Genomic DNA, 23,859 nt, shown 5'->3' on the forward strand with positions numbered 1-23,859 from the left:
TAAAAAAAATAGCTTGTACAGGTAGTTTTTATGCTACAGTTCCTTGGCAACTACTTCCTGCTCCAGCGGTACAGCCATAGCAGTGTTGAGAAATTATAATATTTCTATTCTGAAGCAATTCTTCATTATACTCACTAATATGTTTGACTTTGCTAGCGACCTTAAGATCGAGCATTTGGTTAAAATCACAATCATAGAGCCACCCATCCCAACTGATAGAAATAGTATTGGTACACATAACATTGGCTACCGCCATTGGATTATAGGCTTCTACTAATGCATACATATAATCTTCGTAGTTTTCTGAAGCTATGAGATAGTCCAAAAATCTACTGATAGGTAAATTGGTAATGGCAAAAAGATTGTGAAATTGAATAGAAAAGTCTTCTAAGAGTGCTTTTTTAAAATCTTTCTCCATAGAAGCTTGATCTCCTGGTAAAAATGCTCCCGAAGGGTTATATACCAAATCAAGTCTGAGGTCACTATCAGGCATGCCATATCCTCTGTCATTAAGCTCTTGAAGTGCTTTTATAGATTTGTCAAAAACCCCGTTGCCTCGTTGCTTATCTGTCTTTCCTTTGGTCCAGTGAGGCATAGATGAGATGACATGTACATTGTGTTTTTTAAAAAAATCAGGAAGATCATAGAATTTTTTGTTCGCTCTAATAATAGTAAGGTTACTACGCACGATAAAATCTTTGATTCCTGCCTTACTTGCTTCTTCTACAAACCATCTAAAGTTAGGATTCATTTCAGGAGCTCCACCAGTCAAGTCCAAGGTGTGAGCTCCCGTTTTTTTGATAACCTCCAAACATTGTTGCATAGTTTCTTTGGTCATAATCTCTTTGCGATCAGGACCTGCATCCACATGACAATGTTCGCATATTTGATTACACATATAACCAACATTGATTTGTAGAATTTCTAACTTATTGGGGCGTAAAGGGAAATGACCAATCTCTGCGATTTTATCTGCAAATTTGGGTAAATCTCCATTAGCAAATATTCCATTATTTAGAATTTCTAATTGCCTATTGGCATTAGCCAATTGGTCATTGCGTTTTTGTAAGGATTGTTTTCTCTTAACTTCTGACATCTTCTGTTCCTGAATTAGTATAGATTTTAATTCGAGAAAGTAGGCTTTTAATTAGGATGAAGTTATTACTTCAGCAAAACTAAAATCCTACTTACATCGAAAGCTTTTCGTATTTCTTCATCATTTGTACCCCGTGAACCAATGTGGCTCCACTTTCTATTGCCGCTCCAGCATGTACTGCTTCCATCATTTCTTCTTTAGTAATACCTCGTTGTAATCCATCTTTGGTATAAGAATCGATACAATAAGGGCATTTTACTACATGAGAAACTGCTAAAGCAATTAATGATTTTTCTCGGGCACTTAGCGCCCCTTCTTCAAAAACTTTACCATAGTAATCAAAGAATTTGGTACCTAGTTCTTCACTCCACTCTGTGATTTTTCCAAATTTTCTTAAATCAGCAGGGTCATAATATGTTTTAGACATATAGTATTATTTTTTAGGTTGTAGATACGTGTTATTACGTCGTTGGTATTAAATTGTACTTACATTAAAATGTAATTTATTATTTTCAAAAAATAATAAGTACAGTAGAAATATAGTTAAAATACAAAGATCGCATAATAAATAAACGATTTTTGTGGAAAAAGATAAAGATTTTAAGAATCAAAACATGTAAATAACTGTTCTGTATAAGTGATTAATTCTAAATAAAAAGTAATAAAGGGAAAATATAAAACGAAGTTTATGAGGAAAAAAGTTACACTTAAACAGCTTGCAAGAGAATTGAATCTTTCTATTTCTACAGTTTCAAAATCATTAAAAAATGATGCTGAGATTAGTCAAAAAACAATTATCAGAGTTCATGAATTAGCAGATTTTTATAATTACAAACCCAATGCTCTTGCAGTAAGTTTAAAAAGTAACAAAACCAAGACTATTGGAGTAATACTACCAGAAATTCTGAATCATTTTTTTGCAAAGGCGTTACACGGTATAGAGCAAGAAGCCTCAGAAAGAGGGTATAAAATAGTTACCTGTATTACCAATGAATCTTATGATAAAGAAGTGGGATATGTAGAGATGCTTAATTACAGTAGTGTTGATGGTTTCATTATATCTTTGAGTCAAGAAACTCAAATCCTAAATAAGTTAGAGCATTTCAAAGAACTTAAAAGAGATAATGTGCCTATCGTGATGTTTGATAGGGTGACAGAAGAGATAGAGTGTGATAAGGTAATTGTAGATGATAAAAAAGGATCAGAAACAGCAGTAAACTACCTTATAGAAACAGGGTGTAAAAAGATTGCTGTTATTACAACAATAGGGGATCTGAGTGTAGCCAAATTACGATTAGAAGGAGCAAAAGTAGGCATACAGGCCAATGACGAGATATCACTGGTAGAGTTATCTATTAAAAACACAGATAGTTCAGAAGCACTTATAGAGCAATTTCTTAAAGATAATACAATAGATGCGGTTCTTGGTTTGGATGAAACAGCAGCGGCTGTCTCTATAAATATGTCACACAAATTAGGCTATAAAATCCCTGAGGATATTTCTGTAATAGGATTTACAGATGGCTTATTGGCTAAATATTCTTATCCAAAACTTACTACAGTTTCTCAACATGCAGAAGATTTGGGAATAAAAGCTGCCAGAAATTTGGTGGATCAATTGGATAATTATGAAGAAAATTACCAGAACAAAACCGAAATTGTTAAAACATCTTTGATTGTTAGAGATTCTACATACTAGATTATATACTATATTTATAGGATACGATAGTGTATAATAATTTTATATAGTTGTAGCCGTTTTTACTGATATATTTCTATTTATACAGAAGAAAACAGATGTTTCATAATAGTATATGTTTATGAAATATGAAAACTACAAGAGCCCTAAGATATGTTTGCAATAAAAGAAGAAGATAGTTCTAGATTTTCAATTTTGGATAGAGATATTCAATTAGACAATGCAAAAAATAAAACGTATGATCTTATTGTTATAGGGGGAGGTGCTACAGGAGCAGGAATTGCGTTGGATGCGGTTTCTAGAGGTTTAAAAGTTTGTTTAATAGAAAAAAACGACTTTGCATCAGGAACCAGTAATAAATCTACAAAACTTATTCATGGTGGCCTTAGGTATCTCAAACAGATGGAGATCGGTCTGGTAAGAGAATCAGGAAGTGAGCGAGCTATTGTACATAAACTAGCTCCACATCTGGTGATTCCTGAAAAAATGCTACTTCCTCTTGTGGAAGGAGGAACCTATGGTAAATTAATGGCCTCTATAGGATTAAAAATTTATGATTTTCTAGCAAATGTAGAAGGTGAGGATAAGAGAAAAATGCTTAGTATACAAGAAACACTGAATACAGAACCCTTATTAAATAAAGAAGGAGTTATTGGTGGGGGATATTATGCAGAATACAGAACAGACGATGCAAGACTTACCATAGAACTGATAAAGAAAGCAAGTTCATTTGGTGCAAATTGCATTAATTATTGTGAGATGCTCTCTTTTAATTATAATGAAAATGGTAAAATAATGAGTCTAAACTGTATAGATCATAACACGCAACAGGAAATTGTTATTCGGTCAGAAAATTTTGTTTCGGCTACAGGGCCATGGGTAGATTTATTGAGAGAGAAGGATGAATCCATGAATGATAAGTATTTACATCTTACAAAAGGAGTACATCTTGTTTTTTCTCGTAAACGGTTTCCTCTTCATCAATCTATTTATTTTGATGTACCTGATGGCAGGATGATTTTTGCAATTCCAAGAGGACGGGTTACGTATGTAGGGACCACAGATACAAGTTACAAGGGGAACTTAAATCGAGTAGTTGCCACTCAACAAGATGCAACCTATTTATTAAAAGCTGTTCAGTATATGTTTCCTGATTTAGAACTTACTCAAAAAGATATTGAGTCTAATTGGGCAGGATTACGACCATTGATTCATGAAGATGGTAAAGATCCTTCAGAACTTTCTAGAAGAGATGAGGTTTTTGTATCTAAAACAGGATTGATATCTATTGCAGGGGGGAAACTTACAGGATATCGTAAAATGGCACAACGAGCTATTGATGAGGTGCTTGATACGATGAGTGATGAGAGAAAAAGTAAGTTCTCTAACTCACATACAGATACTATTCTTTTAACAAGTGATCCGCTTAAGAATACCCAAGAGGTAGGAGAATATAGCGACCAAGTAGCTCGGGAACTCAAAAAAATGCAGATAGATGATCTGTACTATAGCTCGTATTTGGTTTCTACTTATGGCAAACAAACAGATGTGATTTTGAATAAGACAGATAGTTTTACCAATGAGATGATGATAGAGCGTTTAATTCGTGCTGAGCTATGGTATAGTGTGTATTATGAAATGACCAATGGGTTGGCTGATTTTTTTGTAAGAAGAACAGGAAGACTTTATTTTGATATTGATAGTGTGTATCACTATAGGTTATTAGTATTACATGACTTAGTTGGTTATTTAAACTGGAATAAACTTCGTATCACTCAAGAAAATAATTATCTAGATCTCTTGCTGGAAGATGCAATTACCTATTACGAAACAGAATTTTAAATAAAAAAACCTTGTTAGAAACTGCCGACAATCCCAATTTGTCCCGCTCCTAGTTTGAGGTTCCATTTTATTTTATTTTTCTTGTGATTATACGCATAGCGTTCTGTTCTTTTGAGATAATTGTCTATTCCGTCTACAATAACAACACTAATCGCCATTCCAAGTACAACATCTGTAAGCCAGTGTGCTCCCTCCCATAAACGAGATACAGGAGATAATAGACCTATTGCATAGATACCTCCTTTTATATAAGGGCTTTTAAACTGTTTGGCTATTGCATGTGCCGTGGTGAATGAAAGAATAGTATGTCCTGAAGGAAAAGAATGATACCCTGCTTCATGAGAGTAAAATCTGAAGCTGAGGTTGCCCTCTCCTGTAAGAGGTCTAGCCCTACCTACTAGTGTTTTACTAACCGTTTGTAGTAGCCCTCCTGCGGTTGCAGAAGCAATAAGAAGAACCCCCGTTTTTCTTATTTTTTCATTTTTAGTAATAAGCCCTAAAGCATATACACTAGTCGTTAATCCATAATTGAGTAAAGGTTTTCCGAAACGAAAACCTACTTCTTTGACACCAGTAGGAATATCTTCTGATTGTTCTGCGAAATATTCATTTGCAGGTTCATCAACCGCTAATAAAATAGCTGTCCCAGCCATTATCCCTCCAAAAGTAGCCCAATCTTTTCCTTTCCATTTAAGGGGGCGTGTATAGGTATTTTTTACACCACCATATATAGATAATCCATCATATTTCATCATTTGCCAAGTAGACATTTTTTCTGAAGTCTCAAGCGAATCACTAGTTTTTTGAATGTCTTGCGAATGAATAACAAGAGTAATAAGCGAGAATATTATAGATAGAAATAAGGGCTTTGTATAAGTCATGATTATAATTTGCGCTACAAAAATAGTAACTTAATCATTAAAAAATAGATTTCCTTATAAGAATAAAAGCTTTTAGCGTATAAGTCAGAAGTATAGAATTCTTCTTATTCAGATTTGTGTAAACACAATTTTTGATCTTTACGCAATTGTAAATGAATGTTTAAGCATAAAAAAAGCCCAAACAATTGTTTGGGCTTTTAAGGTGGTGCCTCCAGGAATCGAACCAGGGACACAAGGATTTTCAGTCCTTTGCTCTACCAACTGAGCTAAGGCACCTTGCTGTAAGCGGATGCAAATATAACACCCTTTTTTTAATACACAAGAGAAAAATGTAAAAAAATCGTTTCGTACTTTTGCAACTTATAAAAACAAAATATGAATCTGGTTATTGATGTAGGGAATACATACACTAAAATAGGTGTTTTTGATGCATCAAAAATTATTTATAAAAATATAATTGAACATAATGCTTTAAAAAAAGAGGTGCAGAACATCAAAGAAACCTACTCTTTGATTAAAAATGCCATTATCTCTTCGGTTTCTAATATAAACGAAGATTGTATTCAATATATCAAAAATGTATATAATACACTTGTGTTAGATCATTTGGTATCGATGCCGTTCAAGAATTTATACGATACACCTACTACATTAGGAATTGATAGAATGGCTTTGGTGGCAGCAGCAGTTGATCAGTTATCTGGTAAAAATGTATTGATTATAGATGCTGGAACTTGCATAACATATGATTTTAAAAATAAAAAAGAAGAATACCTTGGAGGGGCAATAGCACCAGGAATACGATTGCGATATGGTAGCTTACATAATTATACGGCAAAATTGCCATTATTAGAGTTGGTATCTCCAAAAAACCAAATAGGAAAAAGCACAGAAGAAGCAATTCATTCAGGAGTTGTTTTCGGAATATTACATGAAATTAATGGGGTAATTACAGAATATTGCAACATTTATCCTGATTTAACAGTTATTTTAACCGGTGGGGATGCACATTTTTTGTCTAAAAGATTAAAAAATAGCATATTTGCCACTTCTAATTTTTTGTTGGAAGGATTAAACTACATTTTAGCCTTTAATAATAATAAATGATAAAAAAGATTTTAGTAGTCATATTGGTACATGTTGCCATAATATCTCACGCTCAGGAAGGGACTTCATCACCATATTCTTTTTATGGAATTGGTATTCCAAAGTTCAAAGGAACAGTAGAAAACAGATCGATGGGGGGATTGAGCATACATACAGATAGTATACATCTTAACCTTCAAAACCCAGCTTCTTTTGGAGAGCTAGGACTTACCACGTATACGGTAGGTACATCATATAGTAAATTTGACATTAGCAATACTACGGAGTCATCTACAGGAGAAAATGCTTCTTTAGATTATTTGGCAATTGGTATTCCTGCAGGTAAATTTGGTTTTGGTTTTGGTATTGTGCCGCTTACCTCAGTAGGATATGAGCTTAATAATGTAAGCGGTACTAGAGAGCTTAGATATTCTGGAACAGGAGGATTGAATAAAGTTTTCCTAGCTGCTGGTGTAAAACTTAATAAACACTTAAGTGTAGGTGTAGATTTAAATTATAACTTTGGAAATATTGAAAACAAAACAATCTTAAGAAGATCAGGGGTTCAATATGATACAAGAGAAATTACAAATTCAGATTTATCATCTTTTAGCTTATCTTTTGGATTGACATATAAGACAATGATAACAGATAGGCTAGAACTTGTTGCCTCTGCTGTATCAAGGCCTTCTTTTGATTTGACATCTAATGGAAGTAGAGAATTGGCAACAGTGATCATAGGAAATAATGGTCAAGAAGGAGTAATCGATAGAAGAGAAATAACGATTGAAGATCAAGAGGTGGATTTACCTGCAGAATATAAGATTGGTGGAGGTATAGGAGAGCCTAGAAAATGGTTTATAGGAGCAGAATATGTGTATGTAGATTCTGGTAAGTTTACGAATTTGGTGTCTAATCAGAGTAATGTTGTCTATGAGAATGCTTCAAAATTTAAGGCAGGAGGATATTATATTCCTAGATATAATTCTTTAACAGGATATTTTAATAGGGTTACATATCGAGCAGGATTCCGTTATGAAGAGACAGGATTGAATATAAACAATGGATCAGTTGATGAGTTTGGCATATCTTTTGGAGTAGGACTACCAGTTGGAAGGTTATTCTCGAATACTAATCTAAGTTTTGAGTATGGTCAGCGAGGAACAACGAATTTTGGATTGGTTAAAGAAGAATTCTTTAACGTCTCTTTAAGTTTATCATTAAATGATAGATGGTTTAAGAAATTAAAATTTAATTAAATACAATAATTACTACAGCTATGAATACTAAAGTTTTATTTATACTAGCAACAGGATTAGCGTTGAGCACTACAAGTGTAAATGCTCAGGCAACAGACTGTGCAAATACGGCTTCTATAGCTTATGAGCATGCTAAAGTGAAGAATTATGAAGCGGCAGAAGCGCCTCTATGGAAAGTAAGAAAAGAATGTCCAACTTATAGTGTAGCAACGTATCAGTTTGGTCAAAAATTATTAAAAGCCAAGTATAAGAAAGCTACAGGCGATGCAAAAATAGCTGTTGCAAAAGAACAGATTGAGTTATGGAAGGAAAGATTCAAGTATTTTCCTGCAAAAACTAAGGTAGGAGATATGCATTCTGATATAGGTCAGTTGATGTATGATAATAAAATGGGTGCAAAAGATACTCAGTTTGCAGAATTCGATAAGGCATATACTGAAGATAAAGCAAGCTTTAAAAGACCAAAGAAATTATATACATATTTTTCTCTTTTTGTAGATCTTCATGGAGAAGGTAAAAAAGAACTTCAAGGAGTCTTTAATTTATATGATGATGTTACAGAAAAGATAGAGAATGAAGAAAGTAGATTGGCAAAAATAATTGCAGAGCTTACAGAAAAAGAAGAAGCGGGAACTGCATTGAGCTCTAAAGAAAAAAGAAAGCTTAAGAATTCAGGAATTAACCTTACAGCTTTTAGTAAAGTAAAAGCAGGGATAAATCAGAAGCTAGGAGAATTAGCAGATTGTAAGAACTTAATTCCATTATATAATGGTCAGTTTGAAGCTAAAAAGACGGATGTAAGCTGGTTAAAAAGTGCAGCAGGAAGAATGTCATCAAAAGAATGTACAGATGATCCGTTGTTCTTTAGATTGGTAGAAGCACTGCATACAGCAGAACCTTCTTCAAAATCAGCATACTATTTAGGGATCTTAGCATTAAAAGATAAGAAAACTACAACCGCATTGAAATATTTTAATCAATCAGCAGAATTAGAGACTAAAGCTAGTGATAAGGCAAAGGTATACTTTAAGATTGGTGAAATAATGAAAAGACAAGGAAGCAAAGGAAAAGCAAGATCTTACTATAGAAAAGCACTTAAGCAAAAACCTTCGATGGGAGTTTGTTACCTTAGAATAGCAAGTATGATAGCTGGTAGTGCAAATAATTGTGGAGCAGATGTGTTTAGCAAAAGAGCTGTATATTGGTTAGCAGAAAACTATGCAAGAAGAGCAGGGAAAATTGATCCTAGTTTAAGATCAACTTCAACAAAAACAGCAGCAAGTTATCACGGTAGAGCTCCATCAAAAACAGATATCTTTAATAACCCAGGAGTAACATCTGTTAAGATTGGTTGTTGGATTGGTGAAACCGTAAGAGTGCCAAAACTATAATGCAAAATAAAAAACAGTATATCATAAAAAACATTGTCACAGCATTTGCTGTGACAATGTTTTTTTCATGCCAATCAGTAAAAAAAGAAGGGCAAGAATATTTATCTTCTGAAGACGCTCCTATAGCAGAAGTATATGAAGTTAATCTTAAATATACAGATTCAGGAAGGTTGGCTGCAATACTTAAGACTCCTAAGATATTGGACTTTTCCAATAAATCATTTGCATACTATGAGTTTCCAGAAGGAATTATTTTGGATGTGATAGATAAAGAAGGGAAAGTAAGTGTTGTTACCTCAGATTATGCAATATCATATAAAGAAACAGGTTTGATTGATATGCGAGGTAATGTAGATATACGAACTGCCGATAGTACCCATTTGCAGGCAGAACAACTGTATTGGGATCAAAATATTAATTGGGTTTTTACAGATCAACCCTATAAAAGTTATCTACCTGACGGAACAATTAATGAAGCAGATGGTTTTGACGCTAATCAAGATTTTACTATCTTGAATTCAAGAATTAATGACGGAGTGATGTTTATCGAGGAGTAAATAATCAGTGCTATGATGAAAGTATTTAGATTTTTTGAATATGCCTATTTGGCTATAATGTGTTTTTTTATTTACGAAGCATATATAGAGTGGGGCCGTGAAGGAGGAAAAAGTATGCTCTATCTTTTTTTTGCGATAGCAGCGATTTTTATGTTTTTCTTTAAAAGAAATTTCAGAAAACGATTTGAAGCCAATAAGAAAGGTTAATTCATGGAGTTGCATATCACAGTTATTATTCTTTCCCTTATTCTTTCAGCCTTTTTTTCGGGAATGGAGATTGCGTATGTGTCCTCAAATAAAATTCATATAGAAATAGAGAAAAAGCAAGGAGGTTTCATTGCTAATATTCTTGCTCGATTAACTCAAAAACCTTCCAAATTTATAGCCACTATGCTAGTGGGTAATAATATAGCATTGGTTGTGTATGGTTTTTATATGGGAGAGTTGTTGATGAGGGTTATAGAGGGATATTTTCCTTATATAGCAGAAAGTATTAATCTGTTATTACAAACAACTATTTCTACTTTGGTAATATTGATTACGGCAGAATTCTTGCCCAAAGTATTTTTTCAGATATATTCAAATACCTTGCTCAAAGTATTTTCATTTCCTGCATATATTTTTTATATAGTATTTTCTCCTATTTCATCATTTGTGATTTGGGTTTCTGATTTTGTTTTAAAAACATTTTTAAAAACAGACGGAGATGAAGTTCAGTTAGCATTTAGTAAGACAGAGTTAGGGGATTATATAAATGAACAAATGGAGACTATAGAGGAACATGATGAAGTTGATAGTGAAATTCAAATTTTTCAGAATGCATTAGATTTTTCAGATGTAAAATCTCGAGAAGTTATGATTCCCAGAACAGAAATTGTGGGAGTAGAAAAATTACAATCTATAGAAGAAGTAAGTAAGCTATTTATAGATACAGGTTTGTCAAAAGTTATAGTTTATAATAATACAGTTGATGATATTATAGGGTATGTGCACTCTTTTGAGTTGTTTAAGAAACCAAAATCATTAAGGGCAATTCTTCTCCCTGTTGTTTTTGTGCCAGAAACAATGTTTGTAAAAGACGTACTTAATCTCTTGACCAAAAAAAGAAAAAGTATAGCTGTGGTGATTGATGAATATGGGGGGACCAGTGGTATAATTACAGTAGAGGATATTGTTGAAGAACTTTTTGGGGAAATTCAAGATGAGCATGATTCTGTTGCTCTTATAGAAGAGCAATTGTCAGAAAATCAGTATCGATTCTCTGCTAGAGTAGAAGTAGATCATATAAATGAAGTTTATAAGTTGAACTTACCCGAAGATGAAAACTATGAAACACTTGGAGGGATGATTGTTAATCATACCGAAGAAATTCCGCAACAAGGAGATGAGGTAAAAATAGATATCTTCAAGATGAAGATTATAGAAACATCAAATACCAAGATTGAGATCATAGAACTACAAGTAGTGACAGAAGATTAATTACACAGTGAGGCGACGTATAAAAAAAGCCAAAGAGCATACTGTTTATTCTCATATATATGGGGGTTGTATTATGTGATTTGCTTTGTAGTAGTATAGAGCTATTGAGTCACCTTAGGTACTTTACAAAACCTTTAATCCTAGTCTCTCTCATCCTATTTTTTTGGAGAAACAAAAATAACCTAAGTGCTATAGTGGTTAGGTTATTGTTTTTGGGGTTGTTGTTTTCTTTGATAGGGGATATTCTGTTGTTGTTTGTCGTAAAATCGCAACTTTTTTTTATGATAGGGCTTTTTGCATTTTTGATTGCCCATATAATGTATACCTTAATATTTCTTAAAAAACGAAATAAACAGCGAAAAAACATAAGCTTTTTTATGTTTACTATGCTATATGGGGTAGTCTTGTTTTTTCTTTTGTATAGAGGCTTGGGGGAGTTGTTAATACCTGTAGTAGTATATATGATAGTGATTTTGTTAATGTCTAATGCTTCCTATCTCAGAAAAAACAAAGTTTCACAAGTGAGTTATAATCAAGTTCTTTACGGAGCCTTGTTTTTTATGCTTTCAGATAGTGTGTTGGCATATACTAAATTTTATAATCCTTTGTTTATGCAAGACATATGGATTATGGTTACATATACAATTGCCCAATTTTTAATAGTAAAAGGAGTTTTAGGTCAAGTAAAACAAGTAAATTAAATACGTTAAAACCAGATCGTGTAGTATTAAAGAAAAACTTCATAAGACTTTCAGATTTTTTAATTGGTATTATTACAATAAAATGGTATTTTCGCCCACTATATTTGAATAAATTATAAGATACCATGGCAGTTTTAAATAAAATCAGACAACGTTCGGTTTTTCTAATCGTAATTATAGCGCTAGCACTTTTCTCTTTTGTATTAGCAGATTTAATACGTAATGGGGGAGCTATTTCCCAAAAGGCTGAAAATATAATTGCAACCATAAACGGAAAAGATATTGATAGAACTGAGTTTGCTAGAAGGGTAGAGTTGGCTTCACAAAATTTTGGTGGGGGAGCATCTAGTATTCAGGCAGTAAATTATGTATGGAATCAGCAATTGAGAGAAACTGTCTTTGAAGAGCAATTAGATGAACTAGATATAAGAGTAGGAGAAGATGAAGTAAATGAATTATTAGCTGAATCACTGGCAAATAATCCAACTTTCCAAAATGAAGCAGGAGCTTTTGATAAAGCAAAAATGCAAGAATATGTTGCTAATGTAAAAGCTACCTCACCAAAAGCATACGCACAATGGTTAGATTTTGAGAACTCTGTAAGTAAAAATGCGAGAGAAAAAATTTACCTTACAATGATCAAAGCTGCTGTAGGGTCTACATTGAGAGAAGGTGAATTAGAATATAAGATGGAAAATGATAATGTAGATATAAAATATGTACAAGTACCATTTTCTAGTATTGAAGACAGTAAAATTGATGTGACTGATGCAGATATTAAGTCATATGTAGATGCACATGCAGATCAATATAAAGCAGAAGAGTCAAGAGATATACAATATGTGTTGTTTAATGAAGAAGCAAGCCAAGAAGATGAAAATCAAATAAGACAAGAAGTAGCTGTATTATTAGATGATAGAGTAGAGTTTAATAAATCAACCAATGCAACAGATTCTGTTTTCGGATTTAGAAATACAAAAAATGTTGAAGAATTTGTGGCTCAGCACTCAGCAATACCATTTGATGGAGGGTTTAAGTTTAAGAAAGACTTACCAGCAACTGTAGCAGATACACTTTATAACCTTGGAATTGGTGGAGTTTATGGTCCTTATAAAGATGGAGGTCATTTTAAGATATCTAGGATAATTGCTCAAAAACAAATACCTGACTCTGTAAAAGCAAATCATATTTTGATTTCTTGGGAAGGATTAGGAACCGCAGGAGATACAAAAAGAACTAAAGAAGAAGCAAAAGTTCTTGCTGATAGTATTATCGGTTTAACTAGAGCAGATAAAACTAAATTCACGGCCCTTGCATCAGAATTCTCTGCAGATAGTTCTAATAAGGATAAAGGAGGAGATTTAGGGTATTTTACTCCAGGTAGAATGGTGCCAGCATTTAATGATTACTGTTTCGAAAATAAAATAGGAGATCAAGGAATTGTAGAAACACAATTTGGGTATCATATTATTAGTATAGAAGATCAAAAGAATGAGCAAACAGCTGTGAAAATAGCTACTGTAGCTCAGAAAATTGAGCCTAGTGAAAAAACTATAGATGCAATTTTTACAAAAACTACAAAGTTTCAGATCGCTGCTAAAGACAAGAAATTTGATGAAATCTCTAAAGAGAATGGGTTGACAGCAAGGCCAGTAAATAAGATAAAAGAATTAGACGAGAGTATTCCCGGTGTAGGAGCTCAAAGATCAATAGTTCAATGGGCATTTAATGAAAAATCAGAAGTAGGTGATATTAAACGTTTTGATATTCCTGGAGGGTATGCTGTGGTTCAATTGACCGCAAAAGCAGACAAAGGATTGATGAGTGTTGAAGATGCTAGTGCAACAGTAAAACCTATATTGATTAAAGAAAAGAAAGCAGAGCAATTAAAAAATAAGATTTCTGGTAGTACATTGGATGCAATTGCGCAAGGGCAAGGGCAAACAGTAAAAGTTTCTTCTGCCTTAAACATGAAAACGCCAACAATTAGCGGAGCAGGAAATGAACCAAAAGTAGTGGGAGCTGCTTTTGCTTTAGAAATAGGAAAAGTATCTGCCCCTATCGTAGGAAACAATGGAGTTTATGTAGTAGAAGTAACAAAGAAAACACCTGCCGGTAAATTAGATAACTACATGAGTTATGCTTTGAGAATGTCTAAAGCTCAAGCTGGAGCAGTAGATACAAAAGTTTTTGAAGCCCTAAAAGGAGCTGCAGAAATTGAAGATAAAAGATCAAAATTCTATTAGAAAGTAAGAAACATAAGACAAAAAAACCTGAAGTTACAACCTCAGGTTTTTTTTGTTTACGTTTGTCTTAAAAAATGGTATAAGCTTTTAGTTTCTATTATAACGGGGGTGTTTTAGATGAGCTTTTGGTATTAGTAAAGCTTTTTAAGATGGGAGATAAATTCCTTCTTAGCTTCGAACTTTTTGTTCCCATTTCCAGGCAGAGCTAAGAGAGTCATCCAGGGTGCTTTTTGCTTTCCATCCTAATTCATTATTTGCCTTAGTGGTATCTGCATAAGCTGCAGTAATATCTCCTTCTCGTCTTTCTACAATTTTATAATTTAGTTTTTGATCAGCTACCTTTTCAAAAGACTGTATAACCTGTAATACAGAACTACCTGTTCCAGTTCCTACATTAAATACTTCGTAATTAGTAGTAGTATTATTATTCTTAATAAGCCTTTCTAAGGCTATTACATGAGCTTTCGCCAGATCTACAACATGTATGTAGTCTCTTATGCAAGTACCATCATCTGTTGGGTAATTATCGCCAAATACAGACAATTGTTCACGAAGCCCAATAGCAGTTTGTGTAATAAACGGAATTAGGTTTTGAGGCACTCCGATAGGAAGTTCTCCTATAGCAGCAGTTGGGTGTGCTCCTATTGGATTAAAATATCGCAATGCAATAGCTTTGAGAGCAGGGTTTACTTTGCAAGTATCTCGTATGATCTCTTCTCCAATTTGTTTTGTATTTCCGTAAGGAGATTCCGCTGCTTTTACAGGGGCATCTTCTGTTATAGGTAGTGTATCAGCTTGCCCATATACAGTACAAGAAGAGCTAAAAATAAAACTAGAAGAAGCTTTTTGCGTGAGCTGTTGTAATAGGTAGACCAAAGTTGATATATTGTTTTCGTAGTAAAGCAAAGGCTCTTCTACGCTTTCTCCTACAGCTTTGGATGCAGCAAAATGAATCACTCCTTCAATGTCTTGGTGGCGTTCAAAAAAGTCTTGAACAATGTTTTTTTCTCTGAGGTCAAATTTTTCAAAAACAGGTTTTTTTCCTGTAATTTCATAAATTCCATTAAGGACATCGGTAGATGAGTTTGAGCAATTATCAATAATTACAACCTCATACCCTTTGTTTTGTAACTCAACAACAGTATGAGAACCGATGAACCCCAATCCCCCCGTGACTAAGATTTTCATATATAAAATGATTTAATATTATTGCTAACGAAGGAACAATAATTAAAGGATTTTAGCAACTTCTTGATTTACAAATTCTAGAAACCTCTCATCTTTTTCTGTAAAAGGATTAGGTGTTTCTGAATCAATATCAATTTGACCAATATTCTCACCTGCTTTAAATAATGGAATTACGATCTCTGACTTTACAGTAAAACTACAAGCGATATAATTGTCTTGAGCTTGTACATCTGGAACAACAAAGTTTTCATTAGAAATAGCTACCTGACCACAGATACCTTTTCCAAAAGGTATGATCTCGTGATCTGTTGCTTCACCAACATATGTGCGTAATTTTAGCTCTTCTTTGTCTCCATTCTTAAAATAAAAACCAACCCAATCATAATACGTTATTGAGTCTTTGAGGAGTTGACATACAGAGTGCAGTCTATCGGTTAAAGGTTTATCTTCTTTAGTAAGTATTTGGGTTACTTTGGGTTTTAAATTTTCAAATAACATTCGGGTACAATTTTTAACATCAAAAATATTCAAAATATTCAAAATATTTAGAATATTTAGAAAAAGACATGCTATTTAGAATAGTGTTGTATTATTAAAAAAGACATTTAAAAAAGTTGATAGATTGGTAATTGTTTTATAGATGAAGTATTTTTGCCATTTTTAACATAATAACAACACTATAACGTTTTGAAAACAACTGCAAAATTTATTGTAATGCTACTTCTGGCGGGGTTTGTTTGTGTGTCTTGTAAAACTGATAAAAAGTCAAAATCAGTTGATGTGCAAGGGTTGACAGGCAAAGATCTTAATGCTACAGATACTAGATCAGAAGTTACATTTGAGGATACACGCGATCAAAAAATATATAATGTATATCTTTCTATTAAAGCTGCCTTGGTGAATTCAAAGAGTGAAGAAGTGCAGGCAGAAGCAAAAAATCTAGAAGGAATTCTTGGAGATAGTAAAGATGATGCTCAATTTAAAGCCACTTTAAAATTAGTTTCATTAACCAAAGATATTAATAAACAACGAGATTTTTTTGTAGCACTAACCGAAGAAATGGAGCGGGTAATTGGCAAATCCAAAATTATATCAGGAGAGATATATAAACAATTTTGCCCTATGGCTTTTGATGGAAAAGGTGGGTATTGGTTATCAGACTCAAAAGAAATAAGAAACCCTTATTTTGGTAACAAAATGTTGGTTTGTGGTGATATAGAAGAAGTTTTTAAGTAAAATAGATAATAATTATTTATTATCTTTAAAAAAGGAATCTTGTGTAGGATTTAGTTTCGTTTTGGGGAAGACGAATACTAATGATGTACATACATGAGGTTATTATAATTGGAATGAAAACAAAAAATATGGTAGAGTGTAAATTAATCTTGTTAATTTTTTCAGTACTATTTTCTTCTTGTAATGAGGCAGAGGTAGTATATGAGCCATCAGAGAAAACTCTAGCGCTTATAGAGAAATCTAAGACGCTCAAAATGCGTGGTGATAAAGTAGAGCAACGTCTGCTCAAAAAAAAGGACTCTATAGAAATACATGCAGGAAGCGGGAATGTAGATGATGGTGAATTTGTAAATATAGAAGATATCTCAAGTGATTTTGTTTTAGATATGAGATATGCTACAACTTCAAATTTTTTGAAAGAAAAGGTATACTCTTGTGCAAAATGTTATGTGAGAGATGTGGTTGCTCAAGCATTGATTCGCGCCAATGCAGATCTAATCAAGAAAGGGTATAAGATCAAATTTTTTGATTGTTATAGACCGCATAGTGTACAGAAAAAAATGTGGAAAATTTTCCCGAACCCTGGATATGTAGCCAATCCAAAAGGAGGGTCGGTTCATAATAGAGGAGCGGCTGTAGATATTACATTGGTAAAATTAGATGGAGAATCAGTAGATATGGGGACAGATTTTGATTTTTTTGGTAAAAAAGCACATCATTCATATAGCGCTTTTTCGCAAGAAATATTAGACCATCGTAAGCTATTGAAGAAAACCATGGAGAAACATGGTTTCAAGACTATAAGAACAGAGTGGTGGCATTATAATTTTATAGGAAATAAAAGGTTTACAGTGTCTGATTTTACATGGAAATGTGATTAGAAAACAAGGCTTTTGAAAAATAATAAAAAACGACATTTACTATAGTAAATGTCGTTTTTGTGCATGATAACTAAGAATCGGAAAAAAAATCATGCTTGTCTCTAGAACTGCTCTACTTCTGTGCTACCTTCCATAGCAACAGTAGAAGACTTTCCTGTGGTTACTGTGTTTTGTACAGCATCAAAATATGTAGTGCCTACAAAACCTTGATGTTTCACTGCGCGGAATCCATCTTGTTGTAAAGCAAATTCTCTTTCTTGTAATTCAGAATAACCAGCCATTCCTCGTTCTTTATATGCTTTTGATAGCTCAAACATGCTTGTGTTTAAGGCATGAAACCCTGCTAGAGTGATAAATTGAAATTTATATCCCATAGCAGCCAGTTCTTCTCTAAAAGTTTCCATTTCTTTTACAGAAAGTTTTGCTGCCCAATTGAATGATGGAGAACAGTTATAGGCTAACATCTGGTTAGGGTATTTAGCGTGAATAGCCTCAGCGAATTTACGAGCTTGTGCTAGGTCAGGATTACTTGTTTCCATCCATATCAAATCTGCATAAGGAGCGTATGATAAACCTCTATCTATTCCTTGCTCTATTCCATTTTTAACATGAAAAAAACCTTCATCTGTTCGTTCTCCAGTGATAAATTTTTTATCACGCTCGTCTATATCACTTGTCAATAAGTTTGCAGCATCGGCATCAGTTCTTGCTATTATAAGCGTCGGTGTTCCCATTACATCGGCAGCAAGACGAGCAGCAACTAGCTTGTTTATTGCCTCTTGTGTAGGTACTAATACTTTGCCGCCAAGATGCCCACATTTTTTAGCAGAACTTAGTTGATCTTCAAAATGAACCCCGCTAGCTCCCGATTCAATCATAGATTTCATGAGCTCAAATGCATTTAGATTCCCGCCAAACCCTGCTTCGGCATCAGCCACAATAGGAACTAGGTAATCTTTTTGGTTTTTTTCGCCATTAACAACCTGAATTTGATCTGCACGTAATAAAGCATTATTTATTCTCTTTACAACCTGAGGAACGCTGTTTACTGGGTAAAGGGACTGATCAGGGTACATCTGACCCGCAAGGTTAGCATCTGCTGCAACTTGCCATCCACTTAGGTATATGGCTTCTAATCCTGCCTCAACCTCTTGTACAGCTTGATTACCTGTTAGTGCGCCCAATCCTGCTACAAACCCTTGAGTTTTTAATTTCATCCATAGTTTTTCTGAACCTTGTTTTGCAATGCTATGTTCAATACTGTAAGAACCCTGTAGTTTTACTACTTCGGCAGCAGTATAAGGACGTTTTACATTGTTCCATCTTGGATTTGTACTCCAGTCAATCATCAGTTCTTCTATTCTTCGTTCTGTGTTCATGGCTTATTGATTTTACTATGTATTAATTTATTTTTTTATTTTTCAGACAGTACTATGCAGTATAGATTCTTGTCTAATATGATTTTTCTATAGATAGGTATAGGTTTTGGTAGTGAGAAACTCTTCAAATTCTTCAGAAGTAACCAAATCATAAAAAACCTGAATTGCGTTTTGATAGTGGGTAGTTTTAAAAAGAACTTTCCCTGTTTGTTTCTGAATAACATTTAGCTCATCTTTAAAAATAGACTGAAAAAGAGAGTTGTTAAATGTTCTGCTGTCATCTAATTGAACCTCATTTTTTAGCCATTGCCATATTTGAGTTCTGCTTATTTCTGCTGTAGCTGCATCCTCCATAAGATTGTATAATGCTACAGCCCCATTACCTCCAAGCCAAGTAGCGATATAATGAATCCCTACATTGATGTTCTCTCGTATTCCTTTTTCGGTTATAGTACCTTCTGGAATGGCTATAAGATCATTTTCTGTAATATGCAGATGCTCGAGCTTGATGTCTAATTGATTAGGAGTTGGCATGTGAGTATTAAACACTTCCATTGCCAGTGGTACCAATCCAGGGTGTGCCACCCATGTGCCATCATGTCCATTTTTTACTTCTCGTTCTTTGTCTACTTGTACTTTTGAAAAAGCAATAGCGTTCTTTTTATCATCTCCTTTGATAGGAATTTGTGCAGCCATACCACCTATTGCAAGAATGTTTCGTTTATGACATCGTTGAATTACGAGTTTGCTGTATGCATCCATAAACGGACTACTCATTGTTACTTGTGCTCGATTTGGTACTACAAACCCTTTATGGTTTCTTAGTTTTTTTATGTAGCTGAATATATAATCCCATCTTCCACAATTGAGCCCAACAATATGATTTTTTAATGCATAAATGATTTCATCCAATTGAAAACTTGCAGTGATAGTTTCTATTAATACCGTTACTTTTACTGTACCATTGTTGATGCCTAAGTATTCCTCAGAAAAATCAATTACATCATTCCACCAAACAGCTTCTGTGTAATGCTCTAATTTGGGTATGTAGTAATATGGTCCTGTGCCATTTTCTTTTAGTTGTTTATGATTGTGAAAAAGATATAATGCAAAGTCAAAAAGAGATGCACTCATTTCTTGATCTTTAATAAGAAGATGTTTTTCATTGAGATGCAATCCTCTTGGTCGTACTATTAATGTGGCTGTTTCTTTGTTAAGAGTGTATGTCTTATCTCTTTTTGGGTTATGAAAAGAAATAGTCTTGTCGATAGCGTCCTTTAGATTTTTTTGACCGTGAAGACAGTTTTCCCAAAGAGGTGCATTGCTATCTTCAAAATCAGCCATGAATGTTTTGGCTCCAGAGTTTAATGCGTTGATGACCATTTTTCTATCCACAGGACCTGTGATCTCTACTCTACGATCTTGTAGATCTTCTGGGATTGCTGCGGCGACCCATTCGCTATTGCGAATCTCTTTGGTGTTTTCTGGAAAAGAAGGGTGTGTTCCTAGATCAAACAGTTGTTGTTGGTGTTTGCGGTTTTTTAAAAGAGCTAATCGTTTGTTGTTAAAACGATCTTGTAGGGTTTCTAAAAATGCCAAGGCACCATCTGTTAGTATTTCTGGATGGTAGTTTTTAACCTCTTTTCTGAAGCTAATTTTCTGACTAAGATTTGTCTTTGTTTCCATAACTATATCGTTTGAGTTAACAATAGTATAAAAAAGTTTTTTACAAAACAAGCGAACGTTCGCTAAATGTGAACTTTTTATTTTTTAGCTGTTTACGCAAAAATGATTATTTTTGAATCCATGGGAATAGCAGAAGAATACATACGCCTTATTTTTGGACTGAAAATCAAGCAGATACGTACTGAAATGGGATTGTCTCTTTTTGGGTTGTCTAAGTTGTGTGGGCTTTCTAAATCGTATTTAAATGAAATAGAAAAAGGTAAAAAATATCCTAAGACAGATAAAATTATCAAACTTGCAGAAACATTTGATGTTGCTTATGATGATTTGGTTTCTCTAAAACTGGATAAAAATCTAGCTCCTATAGGTGAGATTTTGCAGTCTGGGATATTAGATGAAATTCCTTTAGAGTTATTTGGGATACAGCAAAGTGATTTGATTGATATTATTGCTAATGCACCGTCTAAGGTGAATGCATTTATAAGTACAATAATAGAGATTGCTCAGCATTACAATATGAGTAGAGAAAGCTTTTATCTAGCTTCTCTTAGGTCATATCAAGAAGCACATAATAATTTTTTTAAAGAGCTTGAAGATAAGGCTTTGCGTTGTGCAAATTCGTACCAGTTGAATTTGACAGGGAAAATTTCTTCAACTGACTTAGAAGAAATTTTGAGAGAAGAATATGGGTATACGGTTAATGAAGCAGGAATCCCTAAGCAAGAAGAATTAGATAACTTAAGATCTGTATTTGTACCTTCTACCAAAACATTATTGTTATCTGATCGAGTAGATGAAGCACAAAAAACATTTATTTATGCTAAAGAATTAGGGTATCAGTATCTAGAAATTAAAGAAAGACCCTATACGTTTTCATGGATAAAGTATGATAATTTTGAAGAAGTACTACACAATTTTTATGCATCGTATTTTGCGGGAGCATTAATTATTCCCAGAACTCATTTGAAGGAGCGTTTAAAAGAGTTGTTCTCAATGAAACGATTTTCAGAAAAATCGTTTCATAAAATAATGAAACAGTATAACGCATCTCCCGAATCATTTTATCAGAGACTTACGAATATATTACCAAAAGATTTTGGAATGCAAAATGTGTTCTTTCTTCGGTTTACTCATAAGCCTGGTGTAGAAAAATTTAATTTAGTAAAAGAGTTGCATATTACGCATCAGCAACAACCACGAGCAAATGAGATCAATGAGCATTACTGTAGGCAGTGGATGGCGATAAAAATACTGCAACGAACTTCTCATGAAGATTTGGGGTATGCTTTCAATATTCAAACTTCTCATTATGTAGATACAGATCAACAGTATTTGGTGTTTACTTCTGCGACAAAAGATCCTTTTAAAAAAGCATATTATCGTAGTATAGGTATTGGTTTTTTGATATCTCCTGCTTTAGAAAGAAAAATTAGTTTTGTAAATGATAAAAAAATACCAAAAGAAAGAGTAGGAGTTACCTGTGAGTCGTGTTCTCTTGCAAATTGTGAGGTGCGAGTAGCACCTCCTAAGCAATTATTGGTAAAAGAAAAACATACAAAAACAGAGATGTTGGTGAAAAATATAATACAACAGTATTCTTAAATCTGCTTTGTGTAGTAGAATAGAAGGGCAATAAATATGAGTGTTTTATTCATTCCTGTATAGCGACGTCTCGACGTCTTTGATACGCTACTTAATAGTTAATTTGTAATGGTTTTAGCTCAACAATTGATAATGACAATATAACTGTTCCAGATTCATTTTGGAAAGTTGCGATTATATTACCAAATGGTTCTAATGATATAAGCAGAGTTACAACTTCTACTAGGGTAATCGCTATTAACGTGCCAAATGATCAAGGTGTAGGTAGAGACTGGGCTCAATACAAAACAACAGTTAATTCAATAGAATCATTAACGGGCTATGACCTTTTTGAAAATATTCCAAATTCCATAGAAGCTGTGTTGGAATCTAATATTGATAATGTAGTCTTCTAGCTGACTGTTTATAATGTTCTCAATTTTAATTAAGTTCAAGGTGCTTTTTGAGCTTTCATTTTAATACAAAAAAACGTTAGTAGTGAAAACTTGGTTCTTAAATATACAGAGGTTAGAAGAATCTTTTAATGAAATATGCTTGTATTTTCTATTAATCTTATGTGATAAAATTCTCAATGCACCATTTTTGAGTTTCTGGCTCATAATTATGTACTGTGATACTGAAGTTTTCTGAGGAATTATGATCCAATTTTTCTTTATCTTTTATCATTTTTAAAATGTAACGTTAAGTATAAGAAACGTAGGGCAGGTGATATGTGCTTTCGTTTCGGTTTATTACTTAGCCAAATATAAATATTTTGCTTTTATTTTTTTGCTTTAAACGCCAAATTTTATATTTGGCGGACTTTGTTAATATTCACAGACCTTTCGATTTAGCAAGAATGCCCTATGTTTTTTATACCTTGTGTGTGCCCAGCATGGGCATCTATTATTTATCGAAGATAAATAATTAATCTAGAGGGTGCAAGTCCCTTATGGGCAGGGGTTACGCCTTGAACCATTAGTAAGTCGCAAGCTGGTTTATCGTGAGATATGCAGTGAAGGAAGCGAGACTACAAAGCTCGGTACTGAGGTACACGAATCGCATATTGAGGCTATTAGATCGGATAAGTAGGCACACCACTGCAAAGTCCAAAATGCTGTTTTTTTTCAGTATGGACTACCTAATAAATTTGGGACTATTTTCTCAAGCCACTTTTTTATTATTTTTCCAATATTGTATTTCTACTTCTAGAGGAGTTTTATATCCTAAAGAAGAATGTAATCTTTGTGTATTGTACCACTGGATATAGTTTTCTATCTTAGAGTATGCCTGAAGATAATTTTTGAATTTATATCTATTGGTACATTCGTATTTAATGGTTTTAAACAACGATTCTGCTACTGCATTATCCCAACAGTTTGCTTTTCTACTCATACTTTGTTTGATGGTACTATTTTTATTAAAAATCAGCTTCATTTTACGTGAAGCATATTGCACACCTCTATCAGAGTGAAATATATGATTTTCAGTAATTTGCCTTCTATTTTTAGCTTTTATCCAAGTTTTGTAGATGGTGTTTTCTGTAGTCATATCTTCACTTAATGTCCATGCCAGTATTTTTCTATCTGCTAGATGGATATTCTATGGATACTGACCCCCATTCTGGTCATATTGACCCCTCTGTAGCTTTTGGTCTTAAAAAGATATGTT

21 protein-coding genes, 1 tRNA gene and 1 pseudogene are annotated in these 23,859 nt (G+C 33.6%); 14 read left to right on the forward strand and 9 right to left on the reverse strand.

Features of this window, described 5'->3' with window-relative positions:
* Positions 1–28: 28 nt before the first annotated feature.
* Entirely contained in the window at positions 29–1,096 is a 1,068-nt protein-coding gene (gene arsS / locus CVD18_RS10855; protein WP_103865468.1) for an arsenosugar biosynthesis radical SAM (seleno)protein ArsS, read from the reverse strand.
* A 91-nt stretch (positions 1,097–1,187) separates the two neighbouring features.
* Positions 1,188–1,523, reverse strand: coding sequence for an arsenosugar biosynthesis-associated peroxidase-like protein (locus CVD18_RS10860; RefSeq protein ID WP_103865469.1), 336 nt, complete (start codon positions 1,521–1,523; stop codon positions 1,188–1,190).
* A 261-nt stretch (positions 1,524–1,784) separates the two neighbouring features.
* On the opposite strand from CVD18_RS10860, the gene CVD18_RS10865 reads away from it, so the two are divergent.
* Positions 1,785–2,795: a LacI family DNA-binding transcriptional regulator gene (locus tag CVD18_RS10865; protein WP_103865470.1), complete on the forward strand. Its 1,011-nt coding sequence runs from the start codon at positions 1,785–1,787 to the stop codon at positions 2,793–2,795.
* A gap of 153 nt (positions 2,796–2,948) precedes the next feature.
* On the forward strand, positions 2,949–4,637 hold the full coding sequence (locus CVD18_RS10870) for a glycerol-3-phosphate dehydrogenase/oxidase (protein WP_103865471.1): 1,689 nt from the start codon (positions 2,949–2,951) through the stop codon (positions 4,635–4,637).
* Between the two features lie 14 nt (positions 4,638–4,651).
* Here the strand turns inward: CVD18_RS10870 and CVD18_RS10875 are convergent, their stop codons facing one another.
* Positions 4,652–5,518, reverse strand: coding sequence for a phosphatase PAP2 family protein (locus CVD18_RS10875; protein ID WP_103865472.1), 867 nt, complete (start codon positions 5,516–5,518; stop codon positions 4,652–4,654).
* A 203-nt stretch (positions 5,519–5,721) separates the two neighbouring features.
* Positions 5,722–5,794: transfer RNA gene (locus CVD18_RS10880), tRNA-Phe, on the reverse strand.
* 99 nt (positions 5,795–5,893) lie between these two features.
* Here CVD18_RS10880 and CVD18_RS10885 point away from each other — a divergent pair.
* From CVD18_RS10885 to CVD18_RS10920, 8 genes are all read left to right on the forward strand, one after another.
* Positions 5,894–6,625, forward strand: a complete 732-nt coding sequence (locus CVD18_RS10885; RefSeq protein ID WP_103865473.1) for a type III pantothenate kinase — start codon at positions 5,894–5,896, stop codon at positions 6,623–6,625.
* Positions 6,622–7,863: a hypothetical protein gene (locus CVD18_RS10890; protein WP_103865474.1), complete on the forward strand. Its 1,242-nt coding sequence runs from the start codon at positions 6,622–6,624 to the stop codon at positions 7,861–7,863. The genes CVD18_RS10885 and CVD18_RS10890 overlap by 4 nt, the downstream gene beginning before the upstream one ends.
* Positions 7,864–7,883: 20 nt before the next feature.
* Entirely contained in the window at positions 7,884–9,254 is a 1,371-nt protein-coding gene (locus CVD18_RS10895) for a M48 family metallopeptidase (protein ID WP_103865475.1), read from the forward strand.
* Entirely contained in the window at positions 9,254–9,811 is a 558-nt protein-coding gene (gene lptC / locus CVD18_RS10900; protein ID WP_103865476.1) for an LPS export ABC transporter periplasmic protein LptC, read from the forward strand. Before CVD18_RS10895 ends, lptC begins: the two co-directional genes overlap by 1 nt.
* 12 nt (positions 9,812–9,823) lie before the next feature.
* Positions 9,824–10,018, forward strand: a complete 195-nt coding sequence (locus CVD18_RS10905; protein ID WP_369858595.1) for a hypothetical protein — start codon at positions 9,824–9,826, stop codon at positions 10,016–10,018.
* A 3-nt stretch (positions 10,019–10,021) separates the two neighbouring features.
* Complete coding sequence (locus CVD18_RS10910) at positions 10,022–11,290, forward strand: hemolysin family protein (protein ID WP_103865478.1); 1,269 nt, start codon at positions 10,022–10,024, stop codon at positions 11,288–11,290.
* A 59-nt stretch (positions 11,291–11,349) separates the two neighbouring features.
* On the forward strand, positions 11,350–11,991 hold the full coding sequence (locus CVD18_RS10915) for a lysoplasmalogenase (protein ID WP_103865479.1): 642 nt from the start codon (positions 11,350–11,352) through the stop codon (positions 11,989–11,991).
* A 125-nt stretch (positions 11,992–12,116) separates the two neighbouring features.
* Complete coding sequence (locus CVD18_RS10920; protein WP_103865480.1) at positions 12,117–14,237, forward strand: peptidylprolyl isomerase; 2,121 nt, start codon at positions 12,117–12,119, stop codon at positions 14,235–14,237.
* A gap of 168 nt (positions 14,238–14,405) precedes the next feature.
* Here CVD18_RS10920 and galE read toward each other — a convergent pair whose 3' ends face one another.
* Both galE and CVD18_RS10930 read right to left on the reverse strand, forming a co-directional pair.
* The gene (gene galE, locus CVD18_RS10925) at positions 14,406–15,425 is read right to left on the reverse strand and encodes a UDP-glucose 4-epimerase GalE (RefSeq protein ID WP_103865481.1); all 1,020 of its coding nucleotides are present in this window, start codon (positions 15,423–15,425) and stop codon (positions 14,406–14,408) included.
* 42 nt (positions 15,426–15,467) lie between these two features.
* Positions 15,468–15,923 (reverse strand): GAF domain-containing protein, encoded by a 456-nt coding sequence (locus CVD18_RS10930; protein ID WP_103865482.1) that lies wholly within the window; start codon positions 15,921–15,923, stop codon positions 15,468–15,470.
* Positions 15,924–16,112: 189 nt separating this feature from the next.
* On the opposite strand from CVD18_RS10930, the gene CVD18_RS10935 reads away from it, so the two are divergent.
* Together CVD18_RS10935 and CVD18_RS10940 are read left to right on the forward strand one after the other, a co-directional pair.
* The gene (locus tag CVD18_RS10935; protein WP_103865483.1) at positions 16,113–16,661 is read left to right on the forward strand and encodes a DUF3347 domain-containing protein; all 549 of its coding nucleotides are present in this window, start codon (positions 16,113–16,115) and stop codon (positions 16,659–16,661) included.
* Between the two features lie 113 nt (positions 16,662–16,774).
* Positions 16,775–17,542, forward strand: coding sequence for a M15 family metallopeptidase (locus CVD18_RS10940; protein ID WP_233194525.1), 768 nt, complete (start codon positions 16,775–16,777; stop codon positions 17,540–17,542).
* 101 nt (positions 17,543–17,643) lie between these two features.
* On the opposite strand, the gene aceA is transcribed toward CVD18_RS10940, so the two are convergent.
* On the reverse strand, positions 17,644–18,921 hold the full coding sequence (aceA, locus tag CVD18_RS10945) for an isocitrate lyase (RefSeq protein WP_103865484.1): 1,278 nt from the start codon (positions 18,919–18,921) through the stop codon (positions 17,644–17,646).
* A gap of 87 nt (positions 18,922–19,008) precedes the next feature.
* On the reverse strand, positions 19,009–20,607 hold the full coding sequence (aceB, locus tag CVD18_RS10950; protein ID WP_103865485.1) for a malate synthase A: 1,599 nt from the start codon (positions 20,605–20,607) through the stop codon (positions 19,009–19,011).
* Between the two features lie 102 nt (positions 20,608–20,709).
* On the opposite strand from aceB, the gene CVD18_RS10955 reads away from it, so the two are divergent.
* Both CVD18_RS10955 and CVD18_RS10960 read left to right on the forward strand, forming a co-directional pair.
* Positions 20,710–22,209 carry a helix-turn-helix domain-containing protein gene (locus CVD18_RS10955; protein ID WP_233194526.1) on the forward strand — a complete coding sequence of 500 codons (1,500 nt, stop codon included), beginning with the start codon at positions 20,710–20,712 and terminating at the stop codon, positions 22,207–22,209.
* 125 nt (positions 22,210–22,334) lie between these two features.
* Entirely contained in the window at positions 22,335–22,604 is a 270-nt protein-coding gene (locus tag CVD18_RS10960) for a DNA/RNA non-specific endonuclease (protein WP_255409439.1), read from the forward strand.
* 748 nt (positions 22,605–23,352) lie between these two features.
* Here the strand turns inward: CVD18_RS10960 and CVD18_RS10965 are convergent.
* Positions 23,353–23,787 (reverse strand): annotated as a pseudogene (locus CVD18_RS10965) (transposase); the annotation flags it as partial.
* Between the last annotated feature and the right edge of the window lie 72 nt (positions 23,788–23,859).

It is taken from the genome of Aquimarina sp. I32.4 (genome assembly GCF_002924285.1).
GTDB lineage: Bacteria > Bacteroidota > Bacteroidia > Flavobacteriales > Flavobacteriaceae > Aquimarina.

Bases quoted from the DNA above. Each gene is read 5' to 3' on its own strand.
- aceB (WP_103865485.1), bottom strand. From the start codon at position 20,607: ATGGAAACAAAGACAAATCTTAGTCAGAAAATTAGCTTCAGAAAAGAG.
- arsS (WP_103865468.1), bottom strand. From the start codon at position 1,096: ATGTCAGAAGTTAAGAGAAAACAATCCTTACAAAAACGCAATGACCAA.
- CVD18_RS10930 (WP_103865482.1), bottom strand. From the start codon at position 15,923: ATGTTATTTGAAAATTTAAAACCCAAAGTAACCCAAATACTTACTAAA.
- CVD18_RS10955 (WP_233194526.1), top strand. From the start codon at position 20,710: ATGATTATTTTTGAATCCATGGGAATAGCAGAAGAATACATACGCCTT.
- CVD18_RS10895 (WP_103865475.1), top strand. From the start codon at position 7,884: ATGAATACTAAAGTTTTATTTATACTAGCAACAGGATTAGCGTTGAGC.
- CVD18_RS10940 (WP_233194525.1), top strand. From the start codon at position 16,775: ATGAAAACAAAAAATATGGTAGAGTGTAAATTAATCTTGTTAATTTTT.
- CVD18_RS10885 (WP_103865473.1), top strand. From the start codon at position 5,894: ATGAATCTGGTTATTGATGTAGGGAATACATACACTAAAATAGGTGTT.
- CVD18_RS10915 (WP_103865479.1), top strand. From the start codon at position 11,350: ATGGGGGTTGTATTATGTGATTTGCTTTGTAGTAGTATAGAGCTATTG.
- CVD18_RS10875 (WP_103865472.1), bottom strand. From the start codon at position 5,518: ATGACTTATACAAAGCCCTTATTTCTATCTATAATATTCTCGCTTATT.
- CVD18_RS10870 (WP_103865471.1), top strand. From the start codon at position 2,949: ATGTTTGCAATAAAAGAAGAAGATAGTTCTAGATTTTCAATTTTGGAT.
- aceA (WP_103865484.1), bottom strand. From the start codon at position 18,921: ATGAACACAGAACGAAGAATAGAAGAACTGATGATTGACTGGAGTACA.
- CVD18_RS10920 (WP_103865480.1), top strand. From the start codon at position 12,117: ATGGCAGTTTTAAATAAAATCAGACAACGTTCGGTTTTTCTAATCGTA.
- CVD18_RS10865 (WP_103865470.1), top strand. From the start codon at position 1,785: ATGAGGAAAAAAGTTACACTTAAACAGCTTGCAAGAGAATTGAATCTT.
- CVD18_RS10890 (WP_103865474.1), top strand. From the start codon at position 6,622: ATGATAAAAAAGATTTTAGTAGTCATATTGGTACATGTTGCCATAATA.
- CVD18_RS10910 (WP_103865478.1), top strand. From the start codon at position 10,022: ATGGAGTTGCATATCACAGTTATTATTCTTTCCCTTATTCTTTCAGCC.
- CVD18_RS10860 (WP_103865469.1), bottom strand. From the start codon at position 1,523: ATGTCTAAAACATATTATGACCCTGCTGATTTAAGAAAATTTGGAAAA.
- galE (WP_103865481.1), bottom strand. From the start codon at position 15,425: ATGAAAATCTTAGTCACGGGGGGATTGGGGTTCATCGGTTCTCATACT.
- CVD18_RS10905 (WP_369858595.1), top strand. From the start codon at position 9,824: ATGATGAAAGTATTTAGATTTTTTGAATATGCCTATTTGGCTATAATG.
- lptC (WP_103865476.1), top strand. From the start codon at position 9,254: ATGCAAAATAAAAAACAGTATATCATAAAAAACATTGTCACAGCATTT.